The sequence below is a fragment of the Streptomyces flaveus genome (assembly GCF_014647675.1).
Classification (GTDB): Bacteria; Actinomycetota; Actinomycetes; order Streptomycetales; family Streptomycetaceae; genus Streptomyces; species Streptomyces flaveus.
Map to the genome: position 1 here is coordinate 294,164 of NZ_BMPQ01000006.1, position 24,990 is coordinate 319,153.

Below are 24,990 nucleotides of genomic sequence, written 5' to 3' on the forward strand. Positions count from 1 at the left end.
AGGCCATGAACCGTACGAGCCCCCGACACCGCCACCGGGCGCGCACCATCCACCGACTGGCCCACAATGGGGCCGTGGACGATCACGACCCCCTGGCCTCCTTCGCCGCGCTGCTCACCGAACGCGGACGGTTTCTGCTCGACGAGGTGCGGGAGGTCGAGCCGGCGCAGGAGTTGGCCGTGGCCACGCGGCTGCGGCGGGAGCATCCCGCCGAGCTCGTGTCCGCGGCGATCGCGCAGGCGCGGTGGCGGCAGCGGGCGGTGGGGAAGTTCGGGAGCGCGGACGCCGGGCGGATGTTCTTCACCGCGAACGGGATCGAGCAGGCGACCCGGGCGACGGTCGCGGCGTACCGGGCGGAGCGTTTCACGGAGCTCGGCGTACGGTCCGTCGCCGATCTCTGCTGTGGCATCGGCGGGGACGCGATCGCCCTCGCCCGCGCAGGGGTACGTGTCCTCGCCGTCGATCGCGATCCGCTGACCTGCGCGGTGGCCCGTGCGAACGCCGACGCGCTCGGGCTCGGCGACCTGATCGACGTACGGGAGGCGGATGTCACGGCGGTCGACACGTCCTCGTACGACGCGGTCTTCGTGGACCCTGCCAGGCGTGGCGGGCGGGGCCGCGTCTTCGATCCTGAGGCCTACTCGCCGCCCCTCTCCTGGGCCGTCGAGGCGGCTCTCAAGGCGCCTCGCGCCGCGCTCAAGATCGCGCCCGGGATTCCGCATGAGGCGATCCCGGGCGACGCCGAGGCCGAGTGGGTCTCGGATTCCGGGGACGTGAAGGAGGCCGTGCTGTGGTTCGGCACCGAACCCGGGCTCGTGCGCGCCACCCTGCTGCCCGGGCCGCGCAGCCTGCGTGGCCGCGGGCTGCCCGATCCTCAAGTACGGCCGCCGGGGCGGTACTTGTACGAGCCCGACGGTGCCGTCATCCGCGCCCACCTGGTCGCGGAGGTCGCCGAGGAGGTCGGCGGCGGACTGCTCGACGAGACGATCGCGTACGTCACCGCGGACGCCGTGACCCCGACCCCGTACGCCACCGCTTACGAGATCACCGACCAACTTCCCTTCAGCCTAAAGAAGTTGAAGGCGCTGCTCCGAGAGCGCGAAGTCGGCACCCTGACCGTCAAGAAGCGCGGCTCGGCGGTCGAGCCGGAGGAACTCCGCCGCAAGGTGAAGCCGCGGGGGCCGAACTCGGCGACGGTGTTCCTGACGCGGGTACGGGGTGCCCCGACGATGCTGATCGGGCATCCCGTCTCCAGCGACCGTTAGCCGTCCAGTTGCGCCAGTGTCGCGTTCGACGGACCCCTGCGGGAGCGCTCGTCCCGTGCCACGTCCTCCGCCGCTCCCAGGACCCGTACCGTGTTCTGCCAGGTCAGCTTGGCGAGGTCGGGCTTCGACCAGCCGCGGCTGAGGAGTTCGGCGATGAGGTTCGGGTAGCCCGAGACGTCGTGCAGGTCGTCGGGGGTGAAGGCCGTGCCGTCGTAGTCGCCGCCGATGCCGATGTGGTCGATTCCGGCGGCCTCGCGCATGTGGTCCAGGTGGTCGGCGACCGTCGCGGCCGTGGCGACCGGGCGGGGGTGCGCGTCCTCGAAGGCGCGGTGGACCTTCATCGCCTCCGACGTGGTGTCCAGGGGGTGGAAGCCGTGCTCGCGCATGTTCTCGTCCGCCGCCGCCGTCCAGTCGACGGCCGCCTGAAGGACGAACTTCGGCACGAACGTCACCATCGCCACACCGCCGTTGGCCGGCAGACGTTCCAGTACGTCGTCGGGGATGTTGCGGGGGTGGTCGCACACCGCGCGTGAGGAGGAGTGGGAGAAGATCACGGGCGCGACGGTCGTGTCGAGGGCGTCGCGCATCGTCGTCGGGGCCACGTGCGAGAGGTCCACGAGCATGCCCTCGCGGTTCATCTCCCGGACCACCTCGCGGCCGAAGGCCGACAGACCGCCCACGCCCGGCTCGTCCGTCGCGGAGTCCGCCCAGGGGATGTTGTCGTTGTGGGTGAGGGTCATGTAGCGGACGCCCAGCGCGTACAGCGCCCGTAGCGTGGCGAGGGAGCTCGCGATCGAGTGGCCGCCCTCCGCGCCCATCAGCGAGGCGAGGCGCCCCTCGCCGCGCGCCGCCTCCATGTCGGCGGCCGTCAGCGCGGCCTTCAGGTCCGCCGGATGGCGCGCGATCAACTGCTGTACGCAGTCGATCTGTTCGAGCGTCGCGGGCACGGGCTCCGGCAGGTCCGAGCGGACGTACACCGACCAGAACTGGGCGCCCACGCCGCCCGCGCGCAGCCGCGGCAGATCCGTGTGCAGGTGCGCGCTCTGGTCGGTGGCGAGGTCGCGGGCGTCGAGGTCGTAGCGGACCTGCTCGCGCAGGGCCCAGGGGAGGTCGTTGTGCCCGTCGGCGACCGGGAACTGGCGCAGCAGTTCCCGGGCTTCGTCCAGGGACGTCGTCGGCGCCACGCCCTCAGCTCCCCGAACCGAAGCCGAAGCCCGCCACGCCCTCGGTCTTGGCGCGCAGCCGCTTGCCCTTCTCCGACGCCTGGTCGTTCAGCTCCTGCTGGAACTCCCGCATACGGCCGCGGAGTTCCTCGTCGTGGACGCCGAGGATGCGGGCCGCGAGCAGTCCGGCGTTACGGGCCCCGGCGACGGACACGGTGGCGACCGGCACTCCGGCGGGCATCTGCACGATCGACAGCAGCGAGTCCATGCCGTCCATGTGCTTCAGCGGCACGGGCACGCCGATCACGGGCAGCGGGGTCACGGAGGCGAGCATGCCCGGCAGATGGGCGGCCCCGCCCGCACCCGCGATGATCACCTTGATGCCGCGGTCCGCCGCCTCCTCGCCGTACGCGATCATCTCGCGCGGCATCCGGTGCGCGGAGACGACATCGGCCTCGTACGGGATCTCGAACTCGTCCAGGGCCTGGGCCGCCGCTTCCATGACGGGCCAGTCGGAGTCCGAGCCCATGACGATGCCTACGACGGGACCCTCCGAAGACTCTGCCGAGGTGCTCATTCCGTGATCGTTCCCCTCAGATAGGCGGCTGCGTGACGGGCGCGGTCGAGGACGTCGGCCAGGTCGTCGCCGTAGGTGTTGACGTGGCCGACCTTGCGGCCGGGCTTCACGTCCTTGCCGTACATGTGGATCTTGAGCTGGGGGTCGCGGGCCATGCAGTGCAGGTACGCGGAGTACATGTCGGGGTAGTCGCCGCCGAGGACGTTCACCATGACCGTCCACTTCGCGCGCGGACGCGGGTCGCCCAGGGGCAGGTCGAGGACCGCGCGGACGTGGTTGGCGAACTGGGAGGTGATCGCGCCGTCCTGGGACCAGTGGCCTGAGTTGTGGGGGCGCATGGCCAGTTCGTTGACCAGGATGCGGCCGTCGCGGGTCTCGAAGAGTTCGACGGCGAGGTGGCCTATGACGTCGAGTTCCTTGGCGATGTTCAGGGCGAGCTGCTCGGCCTGGAGCGCCCGCTCGGCGGGGAGGTCCGGGGCCGGGGCGATCACCGTGTCGCAGACGCCGTTGACCTGCCGCGACTCCACGACGGGGTAGGCGACCGCCTGGCCGTGGGGCGAGCGGACGACGTTCGCGGCGAGTTCCCGTACGAAGTCGACCTTCTCCTCGGCGAGGACCGGGACACCGGCGCGGAAGGGATCCTCGGCCTCCTCGACGGACCGTACGACCCATACGCCCTTGCCGTCGTAGCCGCCGCGGACGGTCTTGAGGACAACAGGAAAGCCGTCGCCTTCCTCCGCGAACGCGGCCACGTCCTGGGGATCGCTCACGATCCGGTGGCGTGGACACGGCACCCCGATCGCGTCGAGTCTCGCGCGCATCACACCCTTGTCCTGGGCGTGTACGAGCGCGTCCGGGCCGGGGCGTACGGGAATGCCGTCCGCCTCCAGGGCCCGAAGATGCTCGGTGGGTACGTGCTCGTGATCGAAGGTGATCACATCGCAGCCCCGCGCGAAGTCACGCAGCGTGTCGAGATCGCGATAGTCGCCGATGACGACATCGCCGACGACCTGCGCCGCGGAGTCCTGGGGAGTGTCACTGAGGAGCTTGAATCTGATGCCGAGCGGGATGCCAGCCTCGTGCGTCATACGAGCGAGCTGACCCCCGCCGACCATGCCGACTACCGGGAACGTCACGCACCCAGGGTAACGGGCGCCCCGGGCCGCTCCTTGCCGCGCGCATGATCACCGAAACTTCCGCATGCTCGTCACGCACTGGCCACATCTTCCGGCTCTGCCCAGGACTGGACCGGCAGGGCTGGATAGCATGGTCGAGTCGACGAAGGTTGACGAAGTTGGCGTATCCGACGAGACGGGGGCTGGGCGACACCATGGGCAAAGGTGATTCACGCGGTGCACGTGCCGCGCCGCACAGCGCGGTACGCCGGCGCATCGACCGGCTGACGCGCGAGATCGCCAAGTTCGGGGCGGTCGGCGGCATGGGGCTGCTGGTCAATCTCCTCGTCTTCAACCTCGTACGCAACACCACGGACCTGCAGGTCGTGCGGGCCAGTGTGATCGCCACGATGGTGGCGATCGTCTCCAACTACATAGGGTTCCGCTACTTCACCTACCGCGACCGCGACAAGAGCGGCCGCACCCGGGAACTCTCGCTCTTCCTGCTGTTCAGCGCGGTCGGCCTGGTGATCGAGAACGGCGTTCTGTACGCCGCCACGTACGGCCTCGGCTTCGACAGCCCCCTGCAGAACAACGTCTTCAAGTTCGTCGGCATCGGTATCGCGACCCTGTTCCGCTTCTGGTCCTACCGCACCTGGGTGTTCCGCGCGCTCCCGGCCCGCGAGACCGTGGCCAGTGCCGAATCGTTCCTGACGCCGGATCCCCTCCTGACGGAGGACCGCCCGACACGTCAGTTCACACGCATGCGCTGACCCAGGGACCCGGCGTTCGGCTATCTCACCGTCTGCTCCGACTCCTGACCCGCCGACGGCCGCTTCTTCGGCGTACGCGACAGGAACAGGCCGAAGACCGGAGGCTGGGCCTGGAGCATTTCGAGCCGGCCGCCGTCGGCCTCCGCCAGGTCGCGGGCCACGGCCAGGCCGATGCCCGTGGAGTTCTGGCCGCTGATGGCCCGCTCGAAGATCCGGGCGCCCAGTTCGGCGGGGACGCCCGGGCCCTCGTCGGTCACCTCGACCACGACCTGGTTGCCGGTGACGCGGGTGCGCAGGGCGACCGTGCCGCCGCCGTGCATGAGCGAGTTCTCGATCAGGGCGGCCAGCACCTGGGCCACCGCTCCGGGGGTGCCCACGGCGTGCAGATGCCGCTTGCCCGAGCAGACGATGGCGCGGCCCACGCTGCGGTAGGCGGGGCGCCATTCCGCGAGCTGCTGGTTGATGACCTCGTCCAGGTCGAAGGTGACGGCGGAGCCGGTGCGGGGGTCACGGGAGTTGGTGAGCAGCCGCTCGACCACGTCCGTCAGGCGCTCCACCTGGCCGAGCGCGATCGTCGCCTCCTCCTTCACCGTGTCCGGGTCGTCGGTGAGGGTGATCTCCTCCAGGCGCATGGACAGGGCCGTGAGGGGCGTACGGAGCTGGTGGGAGGCGTCGGCGGCCAGCCGGCGTTCGGCCGTCAGCATCCGGGCGATGCGCTCGGCGGAGCCGTCCAGCACGTCCGCGACGCGGTCCAGCTCCGGCACTCCGTACCGCTTGTGGCGCGGTCGCGGGTCCCCGGAGCCGAGCCGCTCGGCGGTCTCCGCGAGGTCGGTCAGCGGGGAGGCGAGCCGGTTGGCCTGGCGTACGGCGAGCAGTACGGCGGCGATCACCGCGAGCAGGGCGACCGCGGCGATGATCAGGAGCGTACGGCCGACTTCGCGGGTGACCGAGGAACGCGGCTCCTCGATCATGACCGTCTCGCCCTCCTCGCCCTGCGCCTCCTTCGACTGGATGACCTCACCGGTGGGCCTGGTGCCGATCTCGATCGGATCCCGCCCCGGAATCACGATCCGCGCATACCGGTTGTCCGCGACCTGGTCCTGAAGGATCTCGGCACTGATCCGCTCGTCACCGAGGATGCGGCTGTCGACGATGCTCGCCAGCCGCAGCGCCTCCAGGTCCACGCGTTCCTGGGCGCTGGCACTGATAGTCCGGGTCTCGACGATGACGAGCGAGAAACCGAACACGGCGATCACGACGAGGACCACGGCAAGAGTGGACTGAATAAGACGGCGACGCACGGGGCCCTCCGGGCAGCTGGTTTACGAAGTCCAGTGTGCGCGACCAGCCACGACGAACCCGCAGCGGTTCAGCTTTTCTCGAACCGGAACCCGACCCCTCGTACCGTGGCGATGTATCGCGGATTCGCCGCGTCGTCGCCGAGCTTCTTGCGCAGCCACGAGATGTGCATGTCCAGGGTCTTGGTCGAAGACCACCACGTCGTGTCCCAGACCTCGCGCATCAGCTGGTCACGCGTGACGACCCGCCCCGCGTCCCGCACCAGCACCCGCAGGAGGTCGAACTCCTTGGCCGTGAGCTGGAGTTCCTCGTCACCCATCCACGCCCGGTGCGACTCGACATCGATGCGCACCCCGTGCGTGGCGGGCGGCTGCTGCGGCTCCGCGGCACCACGCCGGAGCAGGGCCCGGACCCGGGCCAGCAGTTCGGCGAGACGGAACGGCTTGGTGACGTAGTCGTCGGCACCCGCGTCGAGGCCGACGACGGTGTCCACCTCGTCGGCGCGCGCGGTCAGGATGAGGATCGGGATGGTGTGGCCTTCGGCGCGCAGCCGACGGGCCACCTCCAGTCCGTCCATGCCGGGCAGCCCGAGGTCGAGCACGACCAGATCGACGCCGCCCTGAATACCGGCGTCGAGCGCGGTGGGGCCGTCCTCGCGCACCTCGACCTCGTAACCCTCCCGGCGCAGGGCGCGGGCCAGCGGCTCCGAAATGGACGCGTCGTCCTCGGCGAGCAGTACTCGGGTCATGGACTGATGGTAGTCCGCTGTGGACAACCATCGTGAGGGAAGATCGAGATCTCTCTGCTCAGGCCCCAACCAAAAGCCCGCACCCCAACGCACCCGCACTTGCCCACCGGCAGAAAACGCCCCCACGCACCCGCACCCTTCCACCGGCGGGAGGGGTCGTGGGCCGGTGCGTCGTATGCCCGTCGCTTAGCTTCGGTCTCGGAGGACCAGGGCCTTGTACCAGGCCAGGGTCGTATGCCCGCCCTGCGACGGGCTGACGCACCGGACCGCGGCCCCGCACCCCCCACCCACCTAAGGGGCGCAGGGAACGGCGCGACCAGCCACACTCAACCCGCAGCTTCAAACCGCCCCCAGCGGAGCGCTAACGCATGCGACGTCGCGGCATAAACGTGAACACCGCCCCGCCCAGCAAAATCGTCGTCCCCGCCAACAGCCCAAGCGCCCGCAGCAGCCCGTTGTCGTCGGACCCCGTGTCCGCGAGACCGCCGCCCGAGGACGCGGGACCCGCACCCGACGTACCGGAACCGGAAGAGCCCGAGCCGCCCGCGGCGCCACCTGGCTGTGACGAGGTGTCCAGCGTCAGCGAAACCTCGCTCTTGGCCGGCGTACACGTCGTCGTCGTGCCGAGGGCCTCCACCGTCAGAACGCCCGGCGAGAGCGTCGACTCGCCGTCCGCGCCCGGCTTGTACGTGCCCGTCAGGTCGGGGATCTCGATCGGGTCACCCGACTTGATCGGCTCCGGGTTCGTCGGGCCCTCCACCCGCACCGTGCCCTTGTCCGCGCCGCCCAGCGCGACCTCCATCGACGGCTTCACCGAGTCCGCCGGAATGTCCGCCGGGCTGTCCATGACCGACTTCTTGAACTGCACCGTCAGCCCGAAGTTCCCGCCGTCCTTCTTGGCGTCGATCTGCACGGGAGAGGTCGCGCTCTTGTCTCCGATCGGCGTCTTGCACTCGTACGGGATCTCGACCTCCTTGCCCGTGAATTCGGTCTGACCGCCACCGGATCCGCCGGAGTCCGACGATCCCCCGCTGTCACCCCCGGTCGCGCTCTCGGAGGGATCGGAGGGAGAGGACGGCGGAGCGCTCCCGGTCGGCAGGTCCGTCGGGACCTCCGTCGGCAGCCCGCCCGTCGTCCCGCCGGAGTCACCCCCGCTCACCTTGATCGTCGCGGCCGACTTCACCGCCTCCGTAGGCGTGCACTTGGTGTCCGCGGACACCGGCTTGTTGACGTTGACGTTGTACGCGTCCGGGGTCAGCGTGACCTCTCCGGCCGCCGTCAGCTTCAGCGTGCCCTTCATGTCGGAGAGCTTCATGTCGCTGTTCTTCGGGATGGCGGGGTTCTGCCGCGGCCCCTCCATCGCGATGTCCCCGGTCTGCGCGCCGCCCGCCTTGAGGGTGCCGGTCGGCTGGACGGTGTCCTTCTCCAGGTCGATGATGTCGGGGTTCTTGGAGGCGGCCTGAACGAACTTCCAGGTGATCTGCACCTCGTCCCCGACCTTCGCCTCGGCGGGCGCGGTGATCTCCACCTGGGTCGTGCCCTGCACCGGGTCCATCCCGGAGATCGCGGGCGGTACGCACTCGGTCTTGTACGACACCTCGGCCGCCTGGGCGGGCACCGCGGCCGCCCCGAGCAGGATGCCCGCGCCGCCGAGCATCAGCGCGACTCCGGCCGCGCTCGCTCTGGGGCGCTTCTGCGCCCCAAGGCCGCCGTCTGTCGGCCGGACTCTCCGTTGCGTCCTCACGAGTTTCCCTTTCTGGTGGGGGTCGAAGGGCTGTTCTCTTGCGGTGTGGAGAGCTGACCGGCCTCGGCTCCCGGATCGGTGTCCGGGGTGAACCACGGCAAGGTCGGGTTCGTACGGGTGTCGCTGTCGGCGTCTGCGTGGGGGGACGACGCCGTGGACGAAAGGCTCAACTTCGGCATGCGTACGGTGACTTCGGGCAGCCGCAGACTCCGGCGCGGACCGGCGTGCCCGCCACCGCTCCTCGGGCGGGAGCCCCAGCGACCGGCCGGCCTGGACCTGCCCTGCGGACGTACGCGGTCCACCACGGCCATCCCGATCCGGAACACGGCGGCCGGTACGACGACGAAGAGCAGGATCCAGAAGAGCGTCACGCCCCAGGGGCGGCCCACGCCCCAGGGCTGTTCGGCGAGCACCTTGCCGCCGTACTTCACCGAGACCGTGTAGTCGCCGTGTGCGCCGGCCGACAGCTCGACGGGCAGTTCGATCTGCGCCTTCTTCCCGGGCTCGATGGTGCCGCGCCACTGCTGTTCCTCCCATTGCGGGGCGAACACGCCGTGGGAGGTGCCGACCTGGAAGACGGGATCCTTGACGGCGGAGGAGCCGACGTTGCCGACGGTGAAGACGAAGTCGCGGGACGGCGGCGCGCCGAACCAGGTCAGCACACCGTTCGATCCGTCGAGCCGGGTGTCGGTGAGCACCGAGAGCCGTCCGCTGGTGTCCTCCTTCGGCAGGGGCTCGACCTCGTGCCCTGCTACCAGGAACGCCGCGTCCGCGTCCGCCTTCTGACCGGTCACGGTCGCCACGTGCACCACGCACGGGCACGGCTGCGGCGGCTCGACGACCGGCAGCTTCTTGCTGAACGCGCCCTTCTCGTCCGTGGTGACGGCGCGGCCGTCCGCGTTGGCACAGGAGTTGGTGCCGCCGAGCACGCCCCGGTCGGGTGAGGACCGACCGCAGATCAGCATCATGAGGAGGGTGTCCGGCCGCCATCCGGAGCCGGTCACCGTGATCGAACCGCCCGTCCCCGCCTGGGACTTGGACAGCTTGACCTCCGGTTTCCCGTCCGCGCCCGTAGCCGCCCCGCCCAGGGGGAGCAGGAGCAGCGCGAGCACCGCCACCACCAACGCCGGAATCCGCACCTTCCCGCTCACGTCACCGCTCCCGTCAACTCGACTTCCGTACGCGGCTGTTCGGGCCCATCAGGTCCACCGGGTCCACCAGGCCCACCGGGCTCGCCGGACTCCTCGGTGCGCCTTCGACGTCGTACGAACCAAACGGCACCGCCCGCACACAGCACGAGCCCGCCCGCCAGGCCCGCGACCGCTCCCCACGACACGAACCGCGCCGCCGTGCCCGCCTCGTCGTGCGCCCCGCCCGCCGCCGTGACCGTGAGTCTCACGTCGACCGAGTCGAACGCGGGCCGGTCCGGCCAGGGCTCGCGGAGGGTGACACGGCGGCCGGGGAGCAGTTCGACGGGGAGGGTGCGCGGGGCGCGGTCGAGCACCTCGCCGAACAGTCCGTCGGCGCGTACGGCGAGCTTCGGGGTCAGTACGGTGTTGCCGCGGTTGACCAGGTCGTACGAGATGCGGCCGTCCCGTACGGCCACATCCTCGACCGTGAGCGCGGAAAGGGTCGGGCCGGCGACCCGCAGTTGAACGCGTACGGCCGCGGACCGGCCGCCGCCGCTCGCGACGATCGCGCCGGGGTGGTCGCCGGGGATGGCGCCCTCGGGAACGCCGATGGTGAACGGAACGTCGGCACGCGTCCGCGCAGGCACCTTCACGGTCTTCTCGGCGAAGGTGATCCACGAGCCGGTGTCACGCGGCTTCGCCCGCAGCGCGAAGCCGCCGCCCTCCTGGCTGTTGTCGGCGTCAGCGCCCCGCAGCCGTACGGTGAGCGGCTCCTCGCCCGGGTTGATCACCGACACCGTGTCCTGCAGGACCGCACCGGGCGCGCCCTCCGCGTAGAAGTACGGCCGCCCGTCCCGGCCGCCCGCCGAGGGCACGACGGACCAGCCCTCGTCGGCCACGGCGGTCGGTACGACGCAGAGCAAGGCGACGGCGGCGAGGACGAGGACACAGAGGCCACGGGCGGCGGACTGCACGGATGTCACAGGCGGCTCCAGACCAGAAGGTGCGCGCGAAGCGCTCCTCGAGGGGCGGTGGTCGGGCTGGCGGGTGGGCGTACGGGTCGTACAAGAAACCGCGCAGGTCAGCGCGGCGCCTGGTTCCTTCGGGTCAGCCACAGGACCCCGGCCGCTCCGGCGAGGAGCACCGTGCCGCCGAGCGTGCCGAGGGCGATCGCGGAGTCCTCGGGGCCGGTCTGCGGGAGCTCGGCGCCGGAGTCCGCGCCGCTCTCGGTGCCGCCCTCGGGTGAGGTCTCCGACGAACCGCCACCACCCGCGGCCGTGACGTCGAGGCTCAGCGCGGGCCCCGGATTGTTGCCGGGCTCGCAGGTGGTCGTCGTACCGAGCGCCTTGATGGTGAGCACGCCCGGCGTGAAGGTGACCTTGCCGCTCTTGGACGGCGTGTACGTACCGCTCAAGTCGCTGATTTTGATGGGGGTGTTGGCGGGGATGGCCTCGGCGTTGGCCGGGCCCTTCACGGTGAGCGTGCCGCTCTCGGCGCCGCCCAGTTTGATGGTGGCGCTCGGGTTCATCGAGCCCTTGCCCAGTTCCACCGGGCTGGACGAGACGCCCTTCTGCCAGGACATGGTGATCTTGTAGCCGCTGCCGCTCTCGGCACTCTTGATGTCGATGGGCGAGACGGCGGACTTGTCACCGATCGGCGTCTTGCAGTTGTACTCGACGTCGACGACCTCGGCCCATGCTGCGGGGGCGGCCATCAGCACCGCCGAGCCGGCCAGGGCCGCGGCGAACGCGAGCGCGGCGGTTCGTTTCTGGTACGTCCGGTATGACACGGTCCCCTCATTCCTGACGGCACATCAGATCGGCCGTCAAGGTACGCCCGGGGCCTTGTGGAGGGAAGACAAAGGACGCGCCGGATCTCGATCGATCCGCCGCGTACGGAGAAGGGTTCGAACCTGCGGTAACCCTTGGTGGGGGTTACTTCGGGCTAAGCGGGCGTCCCGAGTTCCGCCCATACGGTCTTGCCCGCGACCCCTGGAGCCCGGACAACCCCCCAGTCCAGGCACAGCCGCTGCACGATGAACATCCCGTGGCCGCCGGGGCGCCCGGCGCGGTGCGGGGTGCGCGGGGCGGGCTGGCCGGCGCCCCGGTCGGAGACCTCGACGCGCAGCACTTTGTCGTCGCAGGCGATCCACAGCTCGTCCGGGCCCTCGGCGTGCAGGCAGGCGTTGGTGACGAGCTCGGAGACGACCAGCAGTACGTCCTCGGCGGCGGCCCGCCGGTCGGCGGTCGCGGCGGGCAGCCAGCCCCACGCGTGCAGCGCCTGGCGGGCGAAATCGCGGGCGAGGGGGACGACCCCGCTCGCGCCGTCGAGGTTGAGCCGACGGACCTGACGGGCGGCCGGGTGCGCGGACCCGTCGCCTCTGGCCTCCCCCGAAGCGCCGCAGACGCCCGCATCCGGGCCGCGGTCGCCCGGCGGGTAAGGCCGGGTGGTGCTCATCAGCGCTTCACCTCACCGATTCACCAGTTCGCGATTCAGTTCGCGACTCAGGACTCAGGACATCCAGAAAGCTCAGGACACTCGGGATCCCGGACTGCCGCGCGCTTGCCGTTGGCCTTGTTGACATATTCAGGGAGTCTCCTGCCCGGCCGAACCGTCAGAACACCCACTGATTCGGCAGGGACACTGTGACGCTGGTAACGCGCCGATCACACAGAGACAACCGAGCCATAACTTCGCACGCCGCAGTCGAGTGGTTACTCGTCCAGGGGCCGCTCGAGCGTGCCACGCACAGTGCGATTACTCGCGCAGAGCCGCGTCGAGCGTGTCGTGCACGGTGAAGACAGCCTCCGCGCCGGTGATCTCGAAGACCCGGGCCACCACCGGAAGCATCCCGGCCAGATGAACCCCGCCGCCCACACTCTCGGCCTTGAGCCGGGCACCGAGCAACACGTTCAGCCCAGTGGAGTCACAGAACTCGAGCCGCGAACAGTCCACGACGAGGCGCGCGAACCCGCGCTCGATGCAGTCCTCGAGGGGTTCTCGCAGCAGATCGGCGGTGTGGTGGTCCAACTCACCCGCCGGGGTCACGACGGCACTGAGGCCCTCTTCCCGCACCTCGACCAGAAGCCGGCCCGATTGTGCGCTGCCGACCGTCCCGCGGTCCATGCCGTCTCTCTCTTCCGACCGTCGTGGCTGTTGATTGACGCTCTTGAACACTACGCCTTCCCTACGACCACGACTCCTGCCGTGCGGTTCCTTCCCTACGACCTCTCTACGACCTCGCCACACCCGAACAACCGCTCAAACTCGGACATTTCTCCAGCAAGCGCACTTGCGGCGGACTGACGAAAGCGGGTAGGGCTAGTAGGGACACGAATCAACACGGCCGGCTTTGGAGGCGCCGCACACCGCAGTGCACGTATTGGCATCGGCGGCCATATGCCGAGAACGATGGAGGACATCATGTCACCCCGGCTCGACGCATCGCAGACCCCCCAGGCGACGTCGACACCCTCTCCGGAAAAGGCGGATCCCGTCGAGGAGGACCTCGACGGACTCGCCGGCCTTCCGGAGATCCCGCCGTACGACGAGGTGGGGCCGGTGGACGCACGGGCCCTGTCCAAGACCCTCTTCGAACGGCTGGAATCCCTGGAAGAAGGCACGCACGAGTATTCCTATGTACGCAACACCCTGGTCGAACTGAACCTCGCTCTGGTGAAGTTCGCAGCCTCCCGGTTCCGCTCCCGCAGCGAGCCGATGGAGGACATCATCCAGGTCGGCACGATCGGCCTGATCAAGGCGATCGACCGCTTCGAGCTCAGCCGTGGCGTGGAGTTCCCGACCTTCGCGATGCCGACCATCGTCGGCGAGATCAAGCGTTTCTTCCGCGACACCAGCTGGTCGGTGCGCGTACCCCGCAGACTTCAGGAACTCCGTCTGGACCTGGCCAAGGCCGGCGACGAACTGGCCCAGCAACTGGACCGCGCTCCGACAGTGGGAGAGCTGGCGGATCGCCTGGGCCTTTCGAACGACGAGGTCGTCGAGGGCATGGCCGCGTCCAACGCCTACACCGCATCTTCACTTGACGCCCAGCCGGAGGAGGACGACTCCGAGGGCGCCCTGGCCGACCGCATCGGCTACGAGGACCACGGCCTCGAAGGCATCGAGTACGTCGAGTCCCTGAAGCCCCTGATCGCCGAACTTCCTTCCCGTGACCGGAAGATCCTCTCCCTCCGCTTCGTCGCCAACATGACCCAGTCCGAGATAGGCGACGAGTTGGGCATCTCCCAGATGCATGTGTCGCGCCTGCTGTCCCGGACGCTGGTGAGGCTGCGGAAGGGTCTGACAGTCGAGGAGTAGCACTCCGCCGCAGGTGGCGCCACCGGAGGTGGCCCCGCCGCACGTGGCGGTGAAGCTTGTTGATGGCGCCCGTACGAGGTCCCGCTGGGCGGGGCTCGGCGGGCGCCATCATCACAAACAAGCCACGCACAACATGGTTACTGGCGGAAACCCCTACCCTCACCGCCCTCCTTCCACCACTATGACCCAACCTCATACCGAGCGGTACGCCGAGGTGCCGACGGTGGCGAAGGCGGGAGGCAAGAGGGAGGAACGGGGATGACTCGGGCGCATCAGGGCGACGAGAACCACACAGAAGCGGCAGCAGGCGCGAAGGCGGACGCGGACGCCGGCCCGCACACCAGCACGCCCGACACGCAGCTCACCGCACTGATACGCGCCGAAACCGCCACCGCGTACCCCGCGCTGCGCGAGCTGCGCCTGCGGCACCGGCCTGCCGTGCTGGCGTACGCGCGGCTGTGTGCCATGGACGAGCCCAGCGCACGCCGGCTCACGGCCCAGGCGTTCGCGCTGGCCGCCCGCGAGACGGCGCGTGGCGTCGAGCCGCGCGGACCGTGGCGGCACAAGCTTCTGTTGCTGGTCACGCGCGTGGCCGCCGCATGGGCCACCGACGACCGCGGCAACCGCCTCCATCCGGACCTGCTGGCCCACCTGCGCGAGACGGGCGCCGACGACCGCGAACCGCCGATGCTGGCGGCGTTCCAGGGCCTTCCGACCCGTGTCCAGGGCCTCGTCTGGTACACCGTCGTGGACGAGGAGCCCGACGCCGGAGCGGCCGTCTACCTGGGATTCACGCCCCAGGACGTGACGTACGGGAAGGAGCCGGCCTTCCAGGCGCTGCGCCAGGCCTGTCTGAAGGCCCGGCTGGCCGACTCCGGCGATCCGCGCTGCCAGGGCTTCCGGCGACTGATCGAGGAGGCGGTACGCCCCGATCATCCGCGGTACGGAATGGATCTGGACGCCCACATCACGCTGTGCGCGCACTGCGCCGCCGCGTACGAGGAGCAGTGCGCGCTGCGGGACACCCCGCGCACCGCGTCGGCCGACGGGCTGCTGGTGTGGGGTGGCGCGGCCTATGCCTCGGACGGCTCCACCGCGCCTGGTCGTGCTTCCCGGCGTGCCCGGACTGCCAGGCACTCCCGGACCCGGACCACCGCGGCAGCGGCCTGGATGCCGTCGCGACGTTTCGCGCTCGCCTCGGCGGCGCTCGGCATCGCGGTGGTTCCCCTGCTGATGTACCTGCTCTCGTCGAACAGTTCACAGCCCCAGCGCGCCGCCAACTCCGTACTCCCACCCGCGCGGCCGCCCGCGGTGACAGTGACGCCGATGATCTCGGCGACGTCGTCCCCGTCGCCTTCACCGACGCGCAGGACCAAGTCCCCTGAACCGACGAAGACTTCGAAGCCCTCACAGCCCTCCAGGACGCCGCGCCCCTCGCCCACTCCCGAGAAACCGAAGCCCCCCGCACCCCACCCGCCCAACGGCGCCTACGCCCAGGTGGTGAACGCCGGGTCGGGCCTGTGTCTGGACATCGACGGCGACCCGCGGAACGGCACGGACGTCGACGCGGCCACCTGCACGTCCTCTCGCGACCAACGGTGGCGGGTCGACTCCGGGCGCGGCGTGCTGCAGTCGTACGCATACCCCGACTACTGCCTGGACAGCCGTGGCTCCGTCGGCCGGGGCGTCGGTATCTGGGAGTGCGACGCGGTCGAGGGCCCCAACGGCCGGAACCTGACGTTCACCGTGGACGGCAGCGGCGTGATCCGTCCGGCGATCGCCCCGGACCACGCAGTGACCGCGTACGGGAACCGCCTCTTCCTGGTTCCGGCGCAGGGGCGGGACGAGCAGCGGTGGACGGCGGGGGCGGCTCCCGCCTGATGTCGCAACTGATGTCACACCTGATCTCGTGCTGATCTCGTGCTGATCAGACCTCGCGGACGCCCCGCCGCCACACCTCGCTGACCAGCGGTACGCCCGGCCGGTACGCCAGGTGGACATGGCTCGGTGCGTCGAGGAAGGCCAGGTCGGCGTACGCGCCCGGGGTGAGGTGGCCGATGTCCGTGCGGCGGAGGGCTGCCGCGCCGCCGGCTGTCGCCGACCAGAGCGCCTCGTCCGGGGTCATCCTCATGTCCCGTACCGCGAGGGCGATGCAGAACGGGACGGAGGACGTGAAGGACGAGCCCGGGTTGCAGTCCGTGGAGAGGGCGACCGTGGCGCCGGCGTCGAGGAGGCGGCGGGCGTTCGGCCACTCGGCGCGGGTGGAGAACTCGGCGCCGGGCAGGAGGGTGGCGACCGTGGCGCTGTTGGCGAGGGCGTCGATGTCCGCGTCCGTGAGGTGCGTGCAGTGGTCGGCGCTCGCGGCGTCGAGTTCGACCGCGAGCTGGACGCCGGGGCCGTACGAGAGCTGGTTGGCGTGGACGCGCGGGTGCAGGCCCTTCGCCTTGCCGGCCGTGAGAATCGCGCGGGCCTGGTCGCCGTCGAAGGCGCCCTTCTCGCAGAAGACGTCGATCCAACGGGCGTACGGGGCGCAGGCGTTGAGCATGTCGCCGGTGACGAGGGCTACGTATGCGGCCGGGTCGTCGGTGTAGTCGGGCGAGACGATGTGTGCGCCGAGGTAGGTCACCTCGTCGGTGTGGTGGGCGGCGATGCGCAGGGCGCGGGTCTCGTCCTCGACGGTGAGGCCGTAGCCGGACTTCGTTTCCATCGTCGTCGTGCCCTGACGGAGGGCCTCCCGCAGGTAACGGGTGAGGTTGCGCTCCAGTTCCTCGTCGCTCGCCGCGCGCGTCGCCGCCACCGTCGTACGGATGCCGCCCGCGCTGTAGGCCCGGCCCGACATGCGGGCGTTGAACTCCTGCGTGCGGTCGCCCGCGAAGACCAGGTGCGAGTGGGAGTCGACGAAGCCAGGGATCACCGCCCGGCCGCCCGCGTCGACCCGATTGTCAGTGGCGGGTGCTTTGCTTGATTCACCGGTCCATGCGACGCGGTCGCCGTCTATGACGACGGCCGCGTCCTGGATCAGACCGAGAGGGGAACTTCCCCCACTCTCGAATTTGCTCGAGCGGGGGGACCCCCATCCGAGGGAGGGGTCGTTGGTGACCAGGCTGGCGATGTTGGTGATGACGGTGGTCGGGCTGCTCGTCTTCGTCGGGCTGCTCATGTCGTCCTCGCGTGGGCGCGGTTCGGCGGTGGTCGTCAGGCGCGCAGGGCTTCGACAGCCTGCGCAAGGGCTTGCGGCACATCCGGTACAAGCGTGTGCGCCCCGTCTCGTACGACGTGACGGCCGCCCACGATCGTGTGCCGTACGTCCGCCGCTGACGCGGCGAATACGGCCGTCTCGGCGCCGAGCCTGGGCAATGGCCCCGCTGTTCTGACCGAGTCGAGCGCGATCGTCGTGAGGTCCGCGAGCGCGCCGGTCTCGATGGTGCCCGCGTCGTCCCAGCCGAGGGCCGCGTGGCCGTCGGCGGAGGCCGCGCGCAGGAGGGCAGCCGCCGTCCAGTGGCCGCGTGTACGGGTGCGCAGGCGCTCGTCCAGCTCCATCGCGCGCGCCTCTTCGAGCAGGTCGATGACGGCGTGGCTGTCGGAGCCGAGGGAGAGCGGCGAGCCGGCTTTCTGCAGGGCGGCGGCGGGTCCGATGCCGTCTGCCAGGTCGCGTTCGGTGGTGGGGCACATGCACGTGCCGGTCGTGGAGTCGCCGAGCAGTGCGATGTCCTCGTCGGTGAGGTGGGTGTTGTGGACGCCCGTCGTACGCGGGCCGAGCACACCGTGGTCGGCGAGGAGCCGGGTGGGTGTGCAGCCGTGCGCGGCCCGGCAGGCGTCGTTCTCCGCCGTCTGCTCGGACAGGTGCACATGGAGCGGGGCCCGCCGCTCCTCGGCCCAGCGCGCCACCGTGGCCAACTGCCGCGCGGGCACGGCCCGTACGGAGTGGATGGCCGCACCGATCCGCAGGTGATCCCGGTCCTTGAGAACTGAACAGCGTTCCGCCCAGGCATCCGCGCTCCCGTCGGAGAAGCGGAGCTGGTGGGTGTCGGGGGGCTGTCCGAAGCCGGAAGAGAGGTAAGCGGTGTCGAGGAGGGTGATACGGATACCGGCTTCGGCGGCGGCGTCGATGAGCGCCTCGCCCATCGCGTTGGGGTCGGCGTAAGGGGCGCCGCCGGGGGCGTGGTGGACGTAGTGGAACTCGCCCACGGCGGTGATGCCGGCGAGCGCCATCTCGGCGTACACCGCGCGGGCGAGGGCGTGGTAGGTATCCGGGGTCAGCCGGTCGGCCGTGGCGTACATGACCTCGCGCCAGGTCCAGAAAGTGCCGGAGCCGACCTGGACTGTGCCGCGCAGGGCTCGGTGGAAGGCATGCGAGTGGGCGTTCGCGAGGCCGGGGAGGGTGAGTCCGCGGAGGATCTCGGTGCCGGGCGGCGGGGAGCCGAGCCCCGTGCGGACGGCCGTGATCCGCCCATCCACGACCTCGACGGCCACGCCCGGCTCGACGAACGAGCCGAGCCAGGCGTGCTCCAGCCAGTACGTCTGCGTGTGGGGGTGGGTCACCTGCGGGCCAGCCCTTCCAGTACGTCGGCCAGTGCGAGTACCCCGGCCACGCAGTCGTCCTCGGCCGCGTACTCGGCCGGGGAGTGCGAGACGCCGGTGGGGTTGCGCACGAACAGCATGGCGGTGGGGATGGTCCCGGAGAGGATTCCGGCGTCGTGTCCGGCGCCCGTGCCGAGGACGGGGACCTTGAGGTCCGTGTCGGTTCCCAGGATGCGGGCGAGTTCGTCGCGCAGGGCGTGGTCGAACTCGACGACGGGGGTGAACGACTCACGGACGACGTCGAGTTCGATGCCGTGGGCGTCGGCGTACTCGCGGGCCGCCCGCTCGATGCCGGTGACGACGGTGTCGAGGGTCACCTGGTCGGCGGCGCGGGAGTCGAGCCAGCCGCGGACGAGGGAGGGGATGGCGTTCACGCCGTTCGGCTCGACGGAGATCTTGCCGAAGGTGGCGACGGCACCGGCGAGTTGGGCCTCCCGCCGGGCCGCGAGCACGGTCTCCGCGTACGACAGCATGGGGTCGCGGCGGTCCACGAGCCGAGTGGTCCCCGCGTGATTGGCCTCACCCCGGAAGTCGAACCGCCACCGCCCGTGCGGCCAGATGGCGCTGGCGATACCGACACGGTCGCCGGACAGGTCGAGGACACGTCCCTGCTCGACATGCAGCTCGACGAACGCGCCGATACGCGCCAGGCGCTCCGGGTCCGCCCCGATGGCGTCCGGGTCGAACCCGGCGGCCTCCATCGCCTCCGGCAGGCTGACACCGTCGGCATCCCTGAGCCGATGCGCCTGCTCGACGGTGAGCTCTCCGGCCGCGAGCCGCGACCCGACACAGGCCAGCCCGAAGCGGGCACCTTCCTCGTCACCGAAGTTCACGATGGCCAGGGGCTTGCTGAACTGCACGTTCCTGCTCCGCAGTTCATCCAGCGCGGCGAAGGAGGACACGACGCCGAGAGGACCGTCGAAGGCACCGCCATCGGGCACCGAGTCGAGGTGGGACCCGGTGACGACAGCGTCCCCGGCAGCGGGATCCCCAAGCCAGGCCCACTGATTCCCGTTCCGGTCCACCTCGTACGCCAGCCCCCGCGCCCGGGCCTGCTCTTCGAACCAGGTCCGACACTCGGCATCGGCCTCGGTCCAGGCGAACCGTCGGTAGCCACCGGAGTCGGGGTTGCGGCCGATGGGCTTGAGGTCGCGCCACATCTCGTGGAACGAGGGAGAGGTTGCCTTCTTGCCGGCAAGGCCTGAACTTGGCTGACCCTTCGAGCCCAGTCCAGGCAAATTCAGCCCGTCGTGGGGGTCCCCCCGCTCGAGCGAAGCCGAGAGTGGGGGAGTTTGAGGACGAGGCCGTTCAGGCCGACCGGGGGTCTGGGGGCGGAGCCCCCAGCGGGGCCCAGGGGCAGCGCCCCCAGTTTCGGGAAGGGGCGGGGTGGGGGAAGAATCCCGTCCCCCACCGGACGGCGCGCTCACTCGCCCTCCCGCATAGGCACCCGCACGCCCCGCTCGTCCGCCACCGACGCCGCGATGTCGTACCCGGCGTCCACATGCCGGATGACACCCATCCCCGGGTCATTCGTCAGCACCCGGCGGATCTTCTCGCCGGCCAGCGCCGTGCCGTCGGCCACGGACACCTGCCCCGCGTGGATGGACCGCCCCATCCCCACCCCGCCCCCGTGGTGAAGGGAGACCCAGGACGCCCCCGACGCGATGTTCACCATGGCGTTCAGCAGCGGCCAGTCGGCGATCGCGTCGGATCCGTCGAGCATGGCTTCGGTCTCGCGGTACGGGGAGGCCACGGAGCCGCTGTCGAGGTGGTCTCGCCCGATCACCAGCGGCGCCGCCAACTCCCCGCTCGCGACCATGTCGTTGAAGCGCTCGCCCGCCCGGTCCCGTTCGCCGTAGCCGAGCCAGCAGATACGCGCCGGAAGCCCCTGGAAGTGCACCCGCTCACCGGCCATCTTGATCCAGCGGTGGAGGGATTCGTTCTCGGGGAAGAGGTCGAGGATCGCCTTGTCCGTCTTGGCGATGTCCGAGGCCTCACCGGACAGCGCGGCCCACCGGAAGGGACCCTTGCCCTCGCAGAACAGCGGCCGGATGTAGGCGGGCACGAAGCCGGGAAAGGCGAACGCCCGCTCGTAACCGGCGAGTTGGGCCTCGCCACGGATGGAGTTGCCGTAGTCGAAGACCTCGGCACCGGCATCCATGAAGCCGACCATGGCCTCCACATGCCGAGCCATGGACTCCCGCGCACGCGTGGTGAACCCTGCCGGATCCTTCGCCGCGTAGGAGGCCATGTCGTCGAAGTCCACGCCGAGCGGCAGGTAGGCCAGCGGATCGTGGGCCGAGGTCTGGTCGGTCACGATGTCGACGGGGGCGCCCTCGGCGAGCATGCGCGGCAGCAGTTCGGCGGCGTTGCCGAGCAGCCCGATCGACAGGGGGCGGCGGGCGTCGCGCGCCTCCACAGCCAGCTGGAGAGCGTGCTCCAGGGAGTCGGCCCGTACGTCCAGGTACCGGTGCTCGATGCGGCGCTCGATCGCACGCGGGTCACAGTCGATGCAGATCGCGACGCCGTCATTCATCGTCACGGCGAGCGGCTGGGCGCCGCCCATGCCACCGAGCCCGGCGGTGAGCGTGATCGTCCCGGCGAGCGAACCCCCGAACCGCTTCGCGGCCACCGCGGCGAACGTCTCGTACGTGCCCTGCAGGATGCCCTGCGTACCGATGTAGATCCACGAACCGGCCGTCATCTGGCCGTACATGGTGAGTCCGAGCTGCTCCAGGCGCCGGAACTCCTCCCAGTTCGCCCAGTCGCCCACCAGGTTCGAGTTGGCGATGAGCACGCGCGGCGCCCACTCATGAGTCTGCATGACACCGACGGGGCGGCCGGACTGGACGAGCATCGTCTCGTCCTGCTTGAGGGTGCGCAGCGTACGGACCATGGCGTCGAAGGAGCGCCAGTCGCGGGCGGCCTTGCCGGTGCCGCCGTAGACGACGAGCTTGTCGGGGTGCTCGGCGACCTCGGGGTCGAGGTTGTTCTGCAGCATCCGCAGGGCGGCTTCCTGCTGCCATCCCAGGGCGCTCAGTTCCGTACCGCGGGGCGCTCGTACCGGGCGGGGTCCTGACATGGGCTGCCTCCTGGCGGGCTGGTGGTGCTCCGGCGTTGCAGTCGGTCTCTGCAATCGGTCTCTGCGATCCGTCACCGCGACCGGTCATCGCAGTCGCTCATTGCAGTCGCTCATTGCGGATGTATTCACATCCTGACTTCCTGAATAGAACTAGTCAATACGCACCCTGCTTCGGCGCCGACACAGGACGGGTGTTTGGCTGGACGCATGGCGGCATACACCGGGGACACGGACACATCGGGCGAGACGCCGGAAGCGGCGTCGGACGGGGGCGCGCGGCGGGACGAGGCCGTCCGCGCGGCTGTGGAACAGGGGCTCGTGGACCCCGACACCCCCATCATCGGACTCCTCGACATCACGGGCATCCGCAGCTCGGCGGCGGCACTCCGCACGGCCTTCGAGGCGGTGGTCGCGCCGGGCACGCCGGTGCTGCACGCGTTCGCGGTGAAGGCGACCCCGCTCGTGCCGGTACTGCGGCTGCTGCACGAGGAGGGCATCGGCGCGGAGGTGGCGAGCGCCGGCGAACTGGCTCTCGCTCGCGCGGCCGGGGTACCACCGTCCCGTACGGTCCTCGACTCCCCGGCCAAGACCCCGGCGGAGCTGCGGGAGGCAATGGCGCTCGGCATCGCGGTCAACGCGGACAACCCGCAGGAGTTGGCCCGCATCGACGGCCTGGTCCAGTCGGCGACGACCCGGTCGCCCCTCGGGCTGCGGGTGAATCCGCAGGTCGGCGGAGGTTCGATCGAGGCGCTGTCCACGGCGACGGCGACCTCGAAGTTCGGGGTGGCACTGCGGGACGGGGGGGCGCGCGAGTGGGTCGTACGGGCATATCTGGACCGGCCGTGGCTGACCCGGCTGCACGCGCACTCCGGTTCGCAGGGGATGCCGCTGGAGCTGATGGCCCGCGGGGTGGCCGAGACCTACGGGCTCGCCGAGGAGATCAACGAGCGCGCCGGGCGGCGGCAGATCGACACGCTCGACATCGGCGGCGGGCTGCCGGTGAACTACGCGTCGGACACCCAGAGCCCGACCTACGCGGAGTACGCACGACTGCTGGATCGGACCGTGCCGGGGCTGTTCGACGGGCGGTACGGACTGGTCACGGAGTTCGGGCGGTCGCTGCTCGCCAAACACGGGGTGGTGCTGGCGCGCGTCGAGTACGCGAAGACGGCCGGCGGGCGCGCGATCGCGGTGACGCACGCGGGCGTGCAGGTGGCGGCCCGCACGGTGTACGCGCCGGCGTCGTGGCCGCTGCGGGTGGGGGCGTACGACGCGAAGGGGCACCCCAAGAGCGGGCCCGCGGTCGTGCAGAACGTGGCGGGTCCCGCGTGCTTCGCGGGTGATCTGCTGGCCGAGGGGCGTGCGCTACCACTGCTCGAACAGGGCGACTACGCGGCGGCGTTGGACACGGGGGCGTACTACTTCGCGCACCACTACGCGTACAACTCGCTGCCGCGGCCGGGGATCTACGGGTTCGGGCCGGACGGGGAAGGCGGGGTGCGGTTCGCGACCGTACGGACGCCGCAGACGCTGGAGGAGATCGTGGCGGAGTCGGGCGGGCGTCATGCGGGGCGTCTGTCGGAGCTGTGACGGCCGGCACGGCGCTCGGGCGCACACGCACCCCGGCGCGCAGGAGTGCGCCGTGCTTCAACTCGGCGATGTGCAGGCGTCGGATTGACGCGGTGGCACTGCCGACCGGCCCCGGCGCCCGGAGCCATCGGCCCACGTCAGGCCACCGATGACCACCGGGGCGCCAACATGCCCCGGTAGATGGTCAGTTGACCCACCTTAGTCAGTCGGCGCATGTTCCGCTGGAAAATGCCAGAACTCTCACCTCTAGCGCACACGGTGCGTAGCTTCGTGGTCACTCAGCCGTACCCGAGGCGGGAGGGGAGCCCAGGTGCCCGGAATCGACGAGTGTCTGCTGGAAGCCATGAGGCTGCCCGGTGCCCTGGGCGCCGCGGTGGTCGACTGGACCAGCGGCCTGGCACTGGGCACGGTCGGGGACGCCCCGGGCGGTGACCACGAGACGACCGCGGCGGAGGCGGCGGAGCTGGCGCGGCTCGCGGCGGAGCACCGGGCGTTCGCGCCGGAGGCGGGACCTGACCAGTCAGGCCAGGATCCGCCCGTCGAGGACCTGATCATCAGCAACGTCGACACGTACCACGTCCTGCGGTTCGTGGCGACGAGCTTCGACAGCAGCGTCTTCCTGCACCTGTGGCTCGCCCGCTCCGACGGCAACCTCGCGCTGGCTCGCATTCGGCTCGGCGAGATGGCCGGACGGCTGGTGCTGGGATGACCGTGGTCAGCACGCCCGCACCCCGTCTGCCCCTACGGCGCCGCTCGGTCGGCCCCGGTGTCTCCCCGATGCTGCGCCGGCTCGCCGCGGAGCGCGCCACCGGCGTACTGCTGCGCGAGCGCGGCTCGCTCCATCTCGCCGACGGCCAGGTCACGTACGCCGAGAGCCCTGAGAGCCCGGGCCTCGACGTGCTGCTCGCCACCGGCGGCGTACTGGACACCGAGGTCTGGCGGGAGGCGGTCGCGCGGGCGGGGACGGATGGGCGGGTCGGGCGGTTCCTGGTCGACAGCGGCCGGGTCACCGAGGGTGCGCTGGAGCTGTGCCATGCGGCGGCGCTGTTCGACGCGGCGTACTTCGTTCTCGGGCCCTCCGGCGCCCCGGCGCGCTTTCGGTACGGGGCCGCGCACTGGCTCGGGCCAGTGCGTCCCGTGCCGGTGGCCGCGCTGGAGCGCGAGACCCTGCGCCGCCGCGAGCTGCTGCACCGCATCTGGCCCGACCCGGCGACGGACACCGCCCCGCTGGTACGGGCCGACCGGGCCGCCGAGCCGCCTGTCCCGGCCCGCCAGCAGGCGGTACTCGACCAGGTGAACGGGGTCCGCACGGCCGCGGACATCTCGTTCGCCCTGGGCCGCCCCGCGTTCCACACCCTGGTCGAGCTGCGCAGGCTGGCCACGGCGGGCATCGTGACGACGGCTTCCCAGCCACCCCGGCCATCCCGGCCTTCCCGACCACCCCAGGTGGACCCGGCACCCGAGCAGCCGCCTCCCGCCCTCGAGCCCGCGTCAGCCCTGCTCACCCAGCCCTCGGCCGACCCCGACGTCGCTCTGCTGCGCCGTGTGAGAGACGCCCTGGAGGCCCTGTGATCCGCGCGCTGCGACAGCGTGCCGAGAGGAG

Annotated in this window: 22 protein-coding genes; 7 read left to right on the plus strand and 15 right to left on the minus strand. The window is 70.7% G+C overall.

The features are described from left to right. Positions 1 to 5: 5 nt before the first annotated feature. Positions 6 to 1,265 carry a class I SAM-dependent methyltransferase gene (locus IEZ21_RS15675; protein ID WP_189322486.1) on the plus strand — a complete coding sequence of 420 codons (1,260 nt, stop codon included), beginning with the start codon at positions 6 to 8 and terminating at the stop codon, positions 1,263 to 1,265. On the opposite strand, the gene IEZ21_RS15680 is transcribed toward IEZ21_RS15675, so the two are convergent. From IEZ21_RS15680 to IEZ21_RS15690, 3 genes are read right to left on the minus strand one after another with little or no spacing between them, the layout of a single operon-like run. Then, positions 1,262 to 2,449 (minus strand): dipeptidase, encoded by a 1,188-nt coding sequence (locus IEZ21_RS15680; RefSeq protein WP_189322487.1) that lies wholly within the window; start codon positions 2,447 to 2,449, stop codon positions 1,262 to 1,264. The genes IEZ21_RS15675 and IEZ21_RS15680 overlap by 4 nt on opposite strands. A 4-nt stretch (positions 2,450 to 2,453) precedes the next feature. Next, entirely contained in the window at positions 2,454 to 3,005 is a 552-nt protein-coding gene (gene purE / locus IEZ21_RS15685; protein WP_189322488.1) for a 5-(carboxyamino)imidazole ribonucleotide mutase, read from the minus strand. Then, complete coding sequence (locus IEZ21_RS15690) at positions 3,002 to 4,141, minus strand: 5-(carboxyamino)imidazole ribonucleotide synthase (RefSeq protein ID WP_189322489.1); 1,140 nt, start codon at positions 4,139 to 4,141, stop codon at positions 3,002 to 3,004. The genes purE and IEZ21_RS15690 overlap by 4 nt, the downstream gene beginning before the upstream one ends. Before the next feature lie 194 nt (positions 4,142 to 4,335). Here IEZ21_RS15690 and IEZ21_RS15695 point away from each other — a divergent pair, with 194 nt between their 5' ends. Then, entirely contained in the window at positions 4,336 to 4,893 is a 558-nt protein-coding gene (locus tag IEZ21_RS15695) for a GtrA family protein (protein ID WP_189322490.1), read from the plus strand. Positions 4,894 to 4,913: 20 nt separating this feature from the next. Here IEZ21_RS15695 and IEZ21_RS15700 read toward each other — a convergent pair whose 3' ends face one another. From IEZ21_RS15700 to IEZ21_RS15735, 8 genes are all read right to left on the minus strand, one after another. Next, the gene (locus IEZ21_RS15700) at positions 4,914 to 6,194 is read right to left on the minus strand and encodes a sensor histidine kinase (protein ID WP_189322491.1); all 1,281 of its coding nucleotides are present in this window, start codon (positions 6,192 to 6,194) and stop codon (positions 4,914 to 4,916) included. Positions 6,195 to 6,262: 68 nt separating this feature from the next. Further along, positions 6,263 to 6,940 (minus strand): response regulator transcription factor, encoded by a 678-nt coding sequence (locus IEZ21_RS15705; RefSeq protein ID WP_033323225.1) that lies wholly within the window; start codon positions 6,938 to 6,940, stop codon positions 6,263 to 6,265. A gap of 361 nt (positions 6,941 to 7,301) precedes the next feature. Further along, positions 7,302 to 8,597, minus strand: coding sequence for a hypothetical protein (locus IEZ21_RS15710; protein ID WP_189322594.1), 1,296 nt, complete (start codon positions 8,595 to 8,597; stop codon positions 7,302 to 7,304). A gap of 83 nt (positions 8,598 to 8,680) precedes the next feature. Next, positions 8,681 to 9,835: a hypothetical protein gene (locus IEZ21_RS15715; RefSeq protein WP_189322492.1), complete on the minus strand. Its 1,155-nt coding sequence runs from the start codon at positions 9,833 to 9,835 to the stop codon at positions 8,681 to 8,683. Continuing rightward, positions 9,832 to 10,788, minus strand: a complete 957-nt coding sequence (locus IEZ21_RS15720) for a COG1470 family protein (RefSeq protein WP_189322595.1) — start codon at positions 10,786 to 10,788, stop codon at positions 9,832 to 9,834. The genes IEZ21_RS15715 and IEZ21_RS15720 overlap by 4 nt, the downstream gene beginning before the upstream one ends. 107 nt (positions 10,789 to 10,895) lie before the next feature. Continuing rightward, positions 10,896 to 11,603, minus strand: a complete 708-nt coding sequence (locus tag IEZ21_RS15725; RefSeq protein ID WP_189322493.1) for an LPXTG cell wall anchor domain-containing protein — start codon at positions 11,601 to 11,603, stop codon at positions 10,896 to 10,898. Between the two features lie 155 nt (positions 11,604 to 11,758). Further along, complete coding sequence (locus tag IEZ21_RS15730; protein WP_189322494.1) at positions 11,759 to 12,271, minus strand: ATP-binding protein; 513 nt, start codon at positions 12,269 to 12,271, stop codon at positions 11,759 to 11,761. Positions 12,272 to 12,571: 300 nt separating this feature from the next. Continuing rightward, positions 12,572 to 12,940 carry an STAS domain-containing protein gene (locus IEZ21_RS15735; protein ID WP_189322495.1) on the minus strand — a complete coding sequence of 123 codons (369 nt, stop codon included), beginning with the start codon at positions 12,938 to 12,940 and terminating at the stop codon, positions 12,572 to 12,574. Positions 12,941 to 13,237: 297 nt separating this feature from the next. Here IEZ21_RS15735 and IEZ21_RS15740 point away from each other — a divergent pair, with 297 nt between their 5' ends. Together IEZ21_RS15740 and IEZ21_RS15745 are read left to right on the plus strand one after the other, a co-directional pair. Further along, a complete protein-coding gene (locus IEZ21_RS15740; RefSeq protein WP_189322496.1) occupies positions 13,238 to 14,134 on the plus strand; it encodes an RNA polymerase sigma factor SigF in 897 nt (298 codons plus the stop codon). Between the two features lie 258 nt (positions 14,135 to 14,392). Beyond that, on the plus strand, positions 14,393 to 16,015 hold the full coding sequence (locus tag IEZ21_RS15745; protein WP_189322497.1) for a ricin-type beta-trefoil lectin domain protein: 1,623 nt from the start codon (positions 14,393 to 14,395) through the stop codon (positions 16,013 to 16,015). Positions 16,016 to 16,061: 46 nt separating this feature from the next. Here IEZ21_RS15745 and hutI read toward each other — a convergent pair whose 3' ends face one another. From hutI to hutU, 4 genes are all read right to left on the minus strand, one after another. Then, positions 16,062 to 17,294, minus strand: coding sequence for an imidazolonepropionase (gene hutI / locus IEZ21_RS15750; protein WP_189322498.1), 1,233 nt, complete (start codon positions 17,292 to 17,294; stop codon positions 16,062 to 16,064). Positions 17,295 to 17,329: 35 nt separating this feature from the next. Next, a complete protein-coding gene (locus IEZ21_RS15755) occupies positions 17,330 to 18,676 on the minus strand; it encodes a formimidoylglutamate deiminase (RefSeq protein ID WP_189322499.1) in 1,347 nt (448 codons plus the stop codon). Then, positions 18,673 to 19,875: an allantoate amidohydrolase gene (locus IEZ21_RS15760; RefSeq protein WP_189322500.1), complete on the minus strand. Its 1,203-nt coding sequence runs from the start codon at positions 19,873 to 19,875 to the stop codon at positions 18,673 to 18,675. The genes IEZ21_RS15755 and IEZ21_RS15760 overlap by 4 nt, the downstream gene beginning before the upstream one ends. Before the next feature lie 263 nt (positions 19,876 to 20,138). Continuing rightward, on the minus strand, positions 20,139 to 21,797 hold the full coding sequence (hutU, locus tag IEZ21_RS15765; protein ID WP_189322501.1) for a urocanate hydratase: 1,659 nt from the start codon (positions 21,795 to 21,797) through the stop codon (positions 20,139 to 20,141). Between the two features lie 207 nt (positions 21,798 to 22,004). Between hutU and IEZ21_RS15770 the strand changes: the two genes are divergently transcribed. From IEZ21_RS15770 to IEZ21_RS15780, 3 genes are all read left to right on the plus strand, one after another. After that, positions 22,005 to 23,387, plus strand: a complete 1,383-nt coding sequence (locus tag IEZ21_RS15770) for a type III PLP-dependent enzyme domain-containing protein (protein ID WP_189322502.1) — start codon at positions 22,005 to 22,007, stop codon at positions 23,385 to 23,387. A gap of 310 nt (positions 23,388 to 23,697) precedes the next feature. After that, the gene (locus IEZ21_RS15775; protein WP_189322503.1) at positions 23,698 to 24,096 is read left to right on the plus strand and encodes a hypothetical protein; all 399 of its coding nucleotides are present in this window, start codon (positions 23,698 to 23,700) and stop codon (positions 24,094 to 24,096) included. Then, entirely contained in the window at positions 24,093 to 24,959 is an 867-nt protein-coding gene (locus IEZ21_RS15780) for a hypothetical protein (protein ID WP_189322504.1), read from the plus strand. Before IEZ21_RS15775 ends, IEZ21_RS15780 begins: the two co-directional genes overlap by 4 nt. The last annotated feature ends 31 nt before the right edge of the window (positions 24,960 to 24,990 follow it).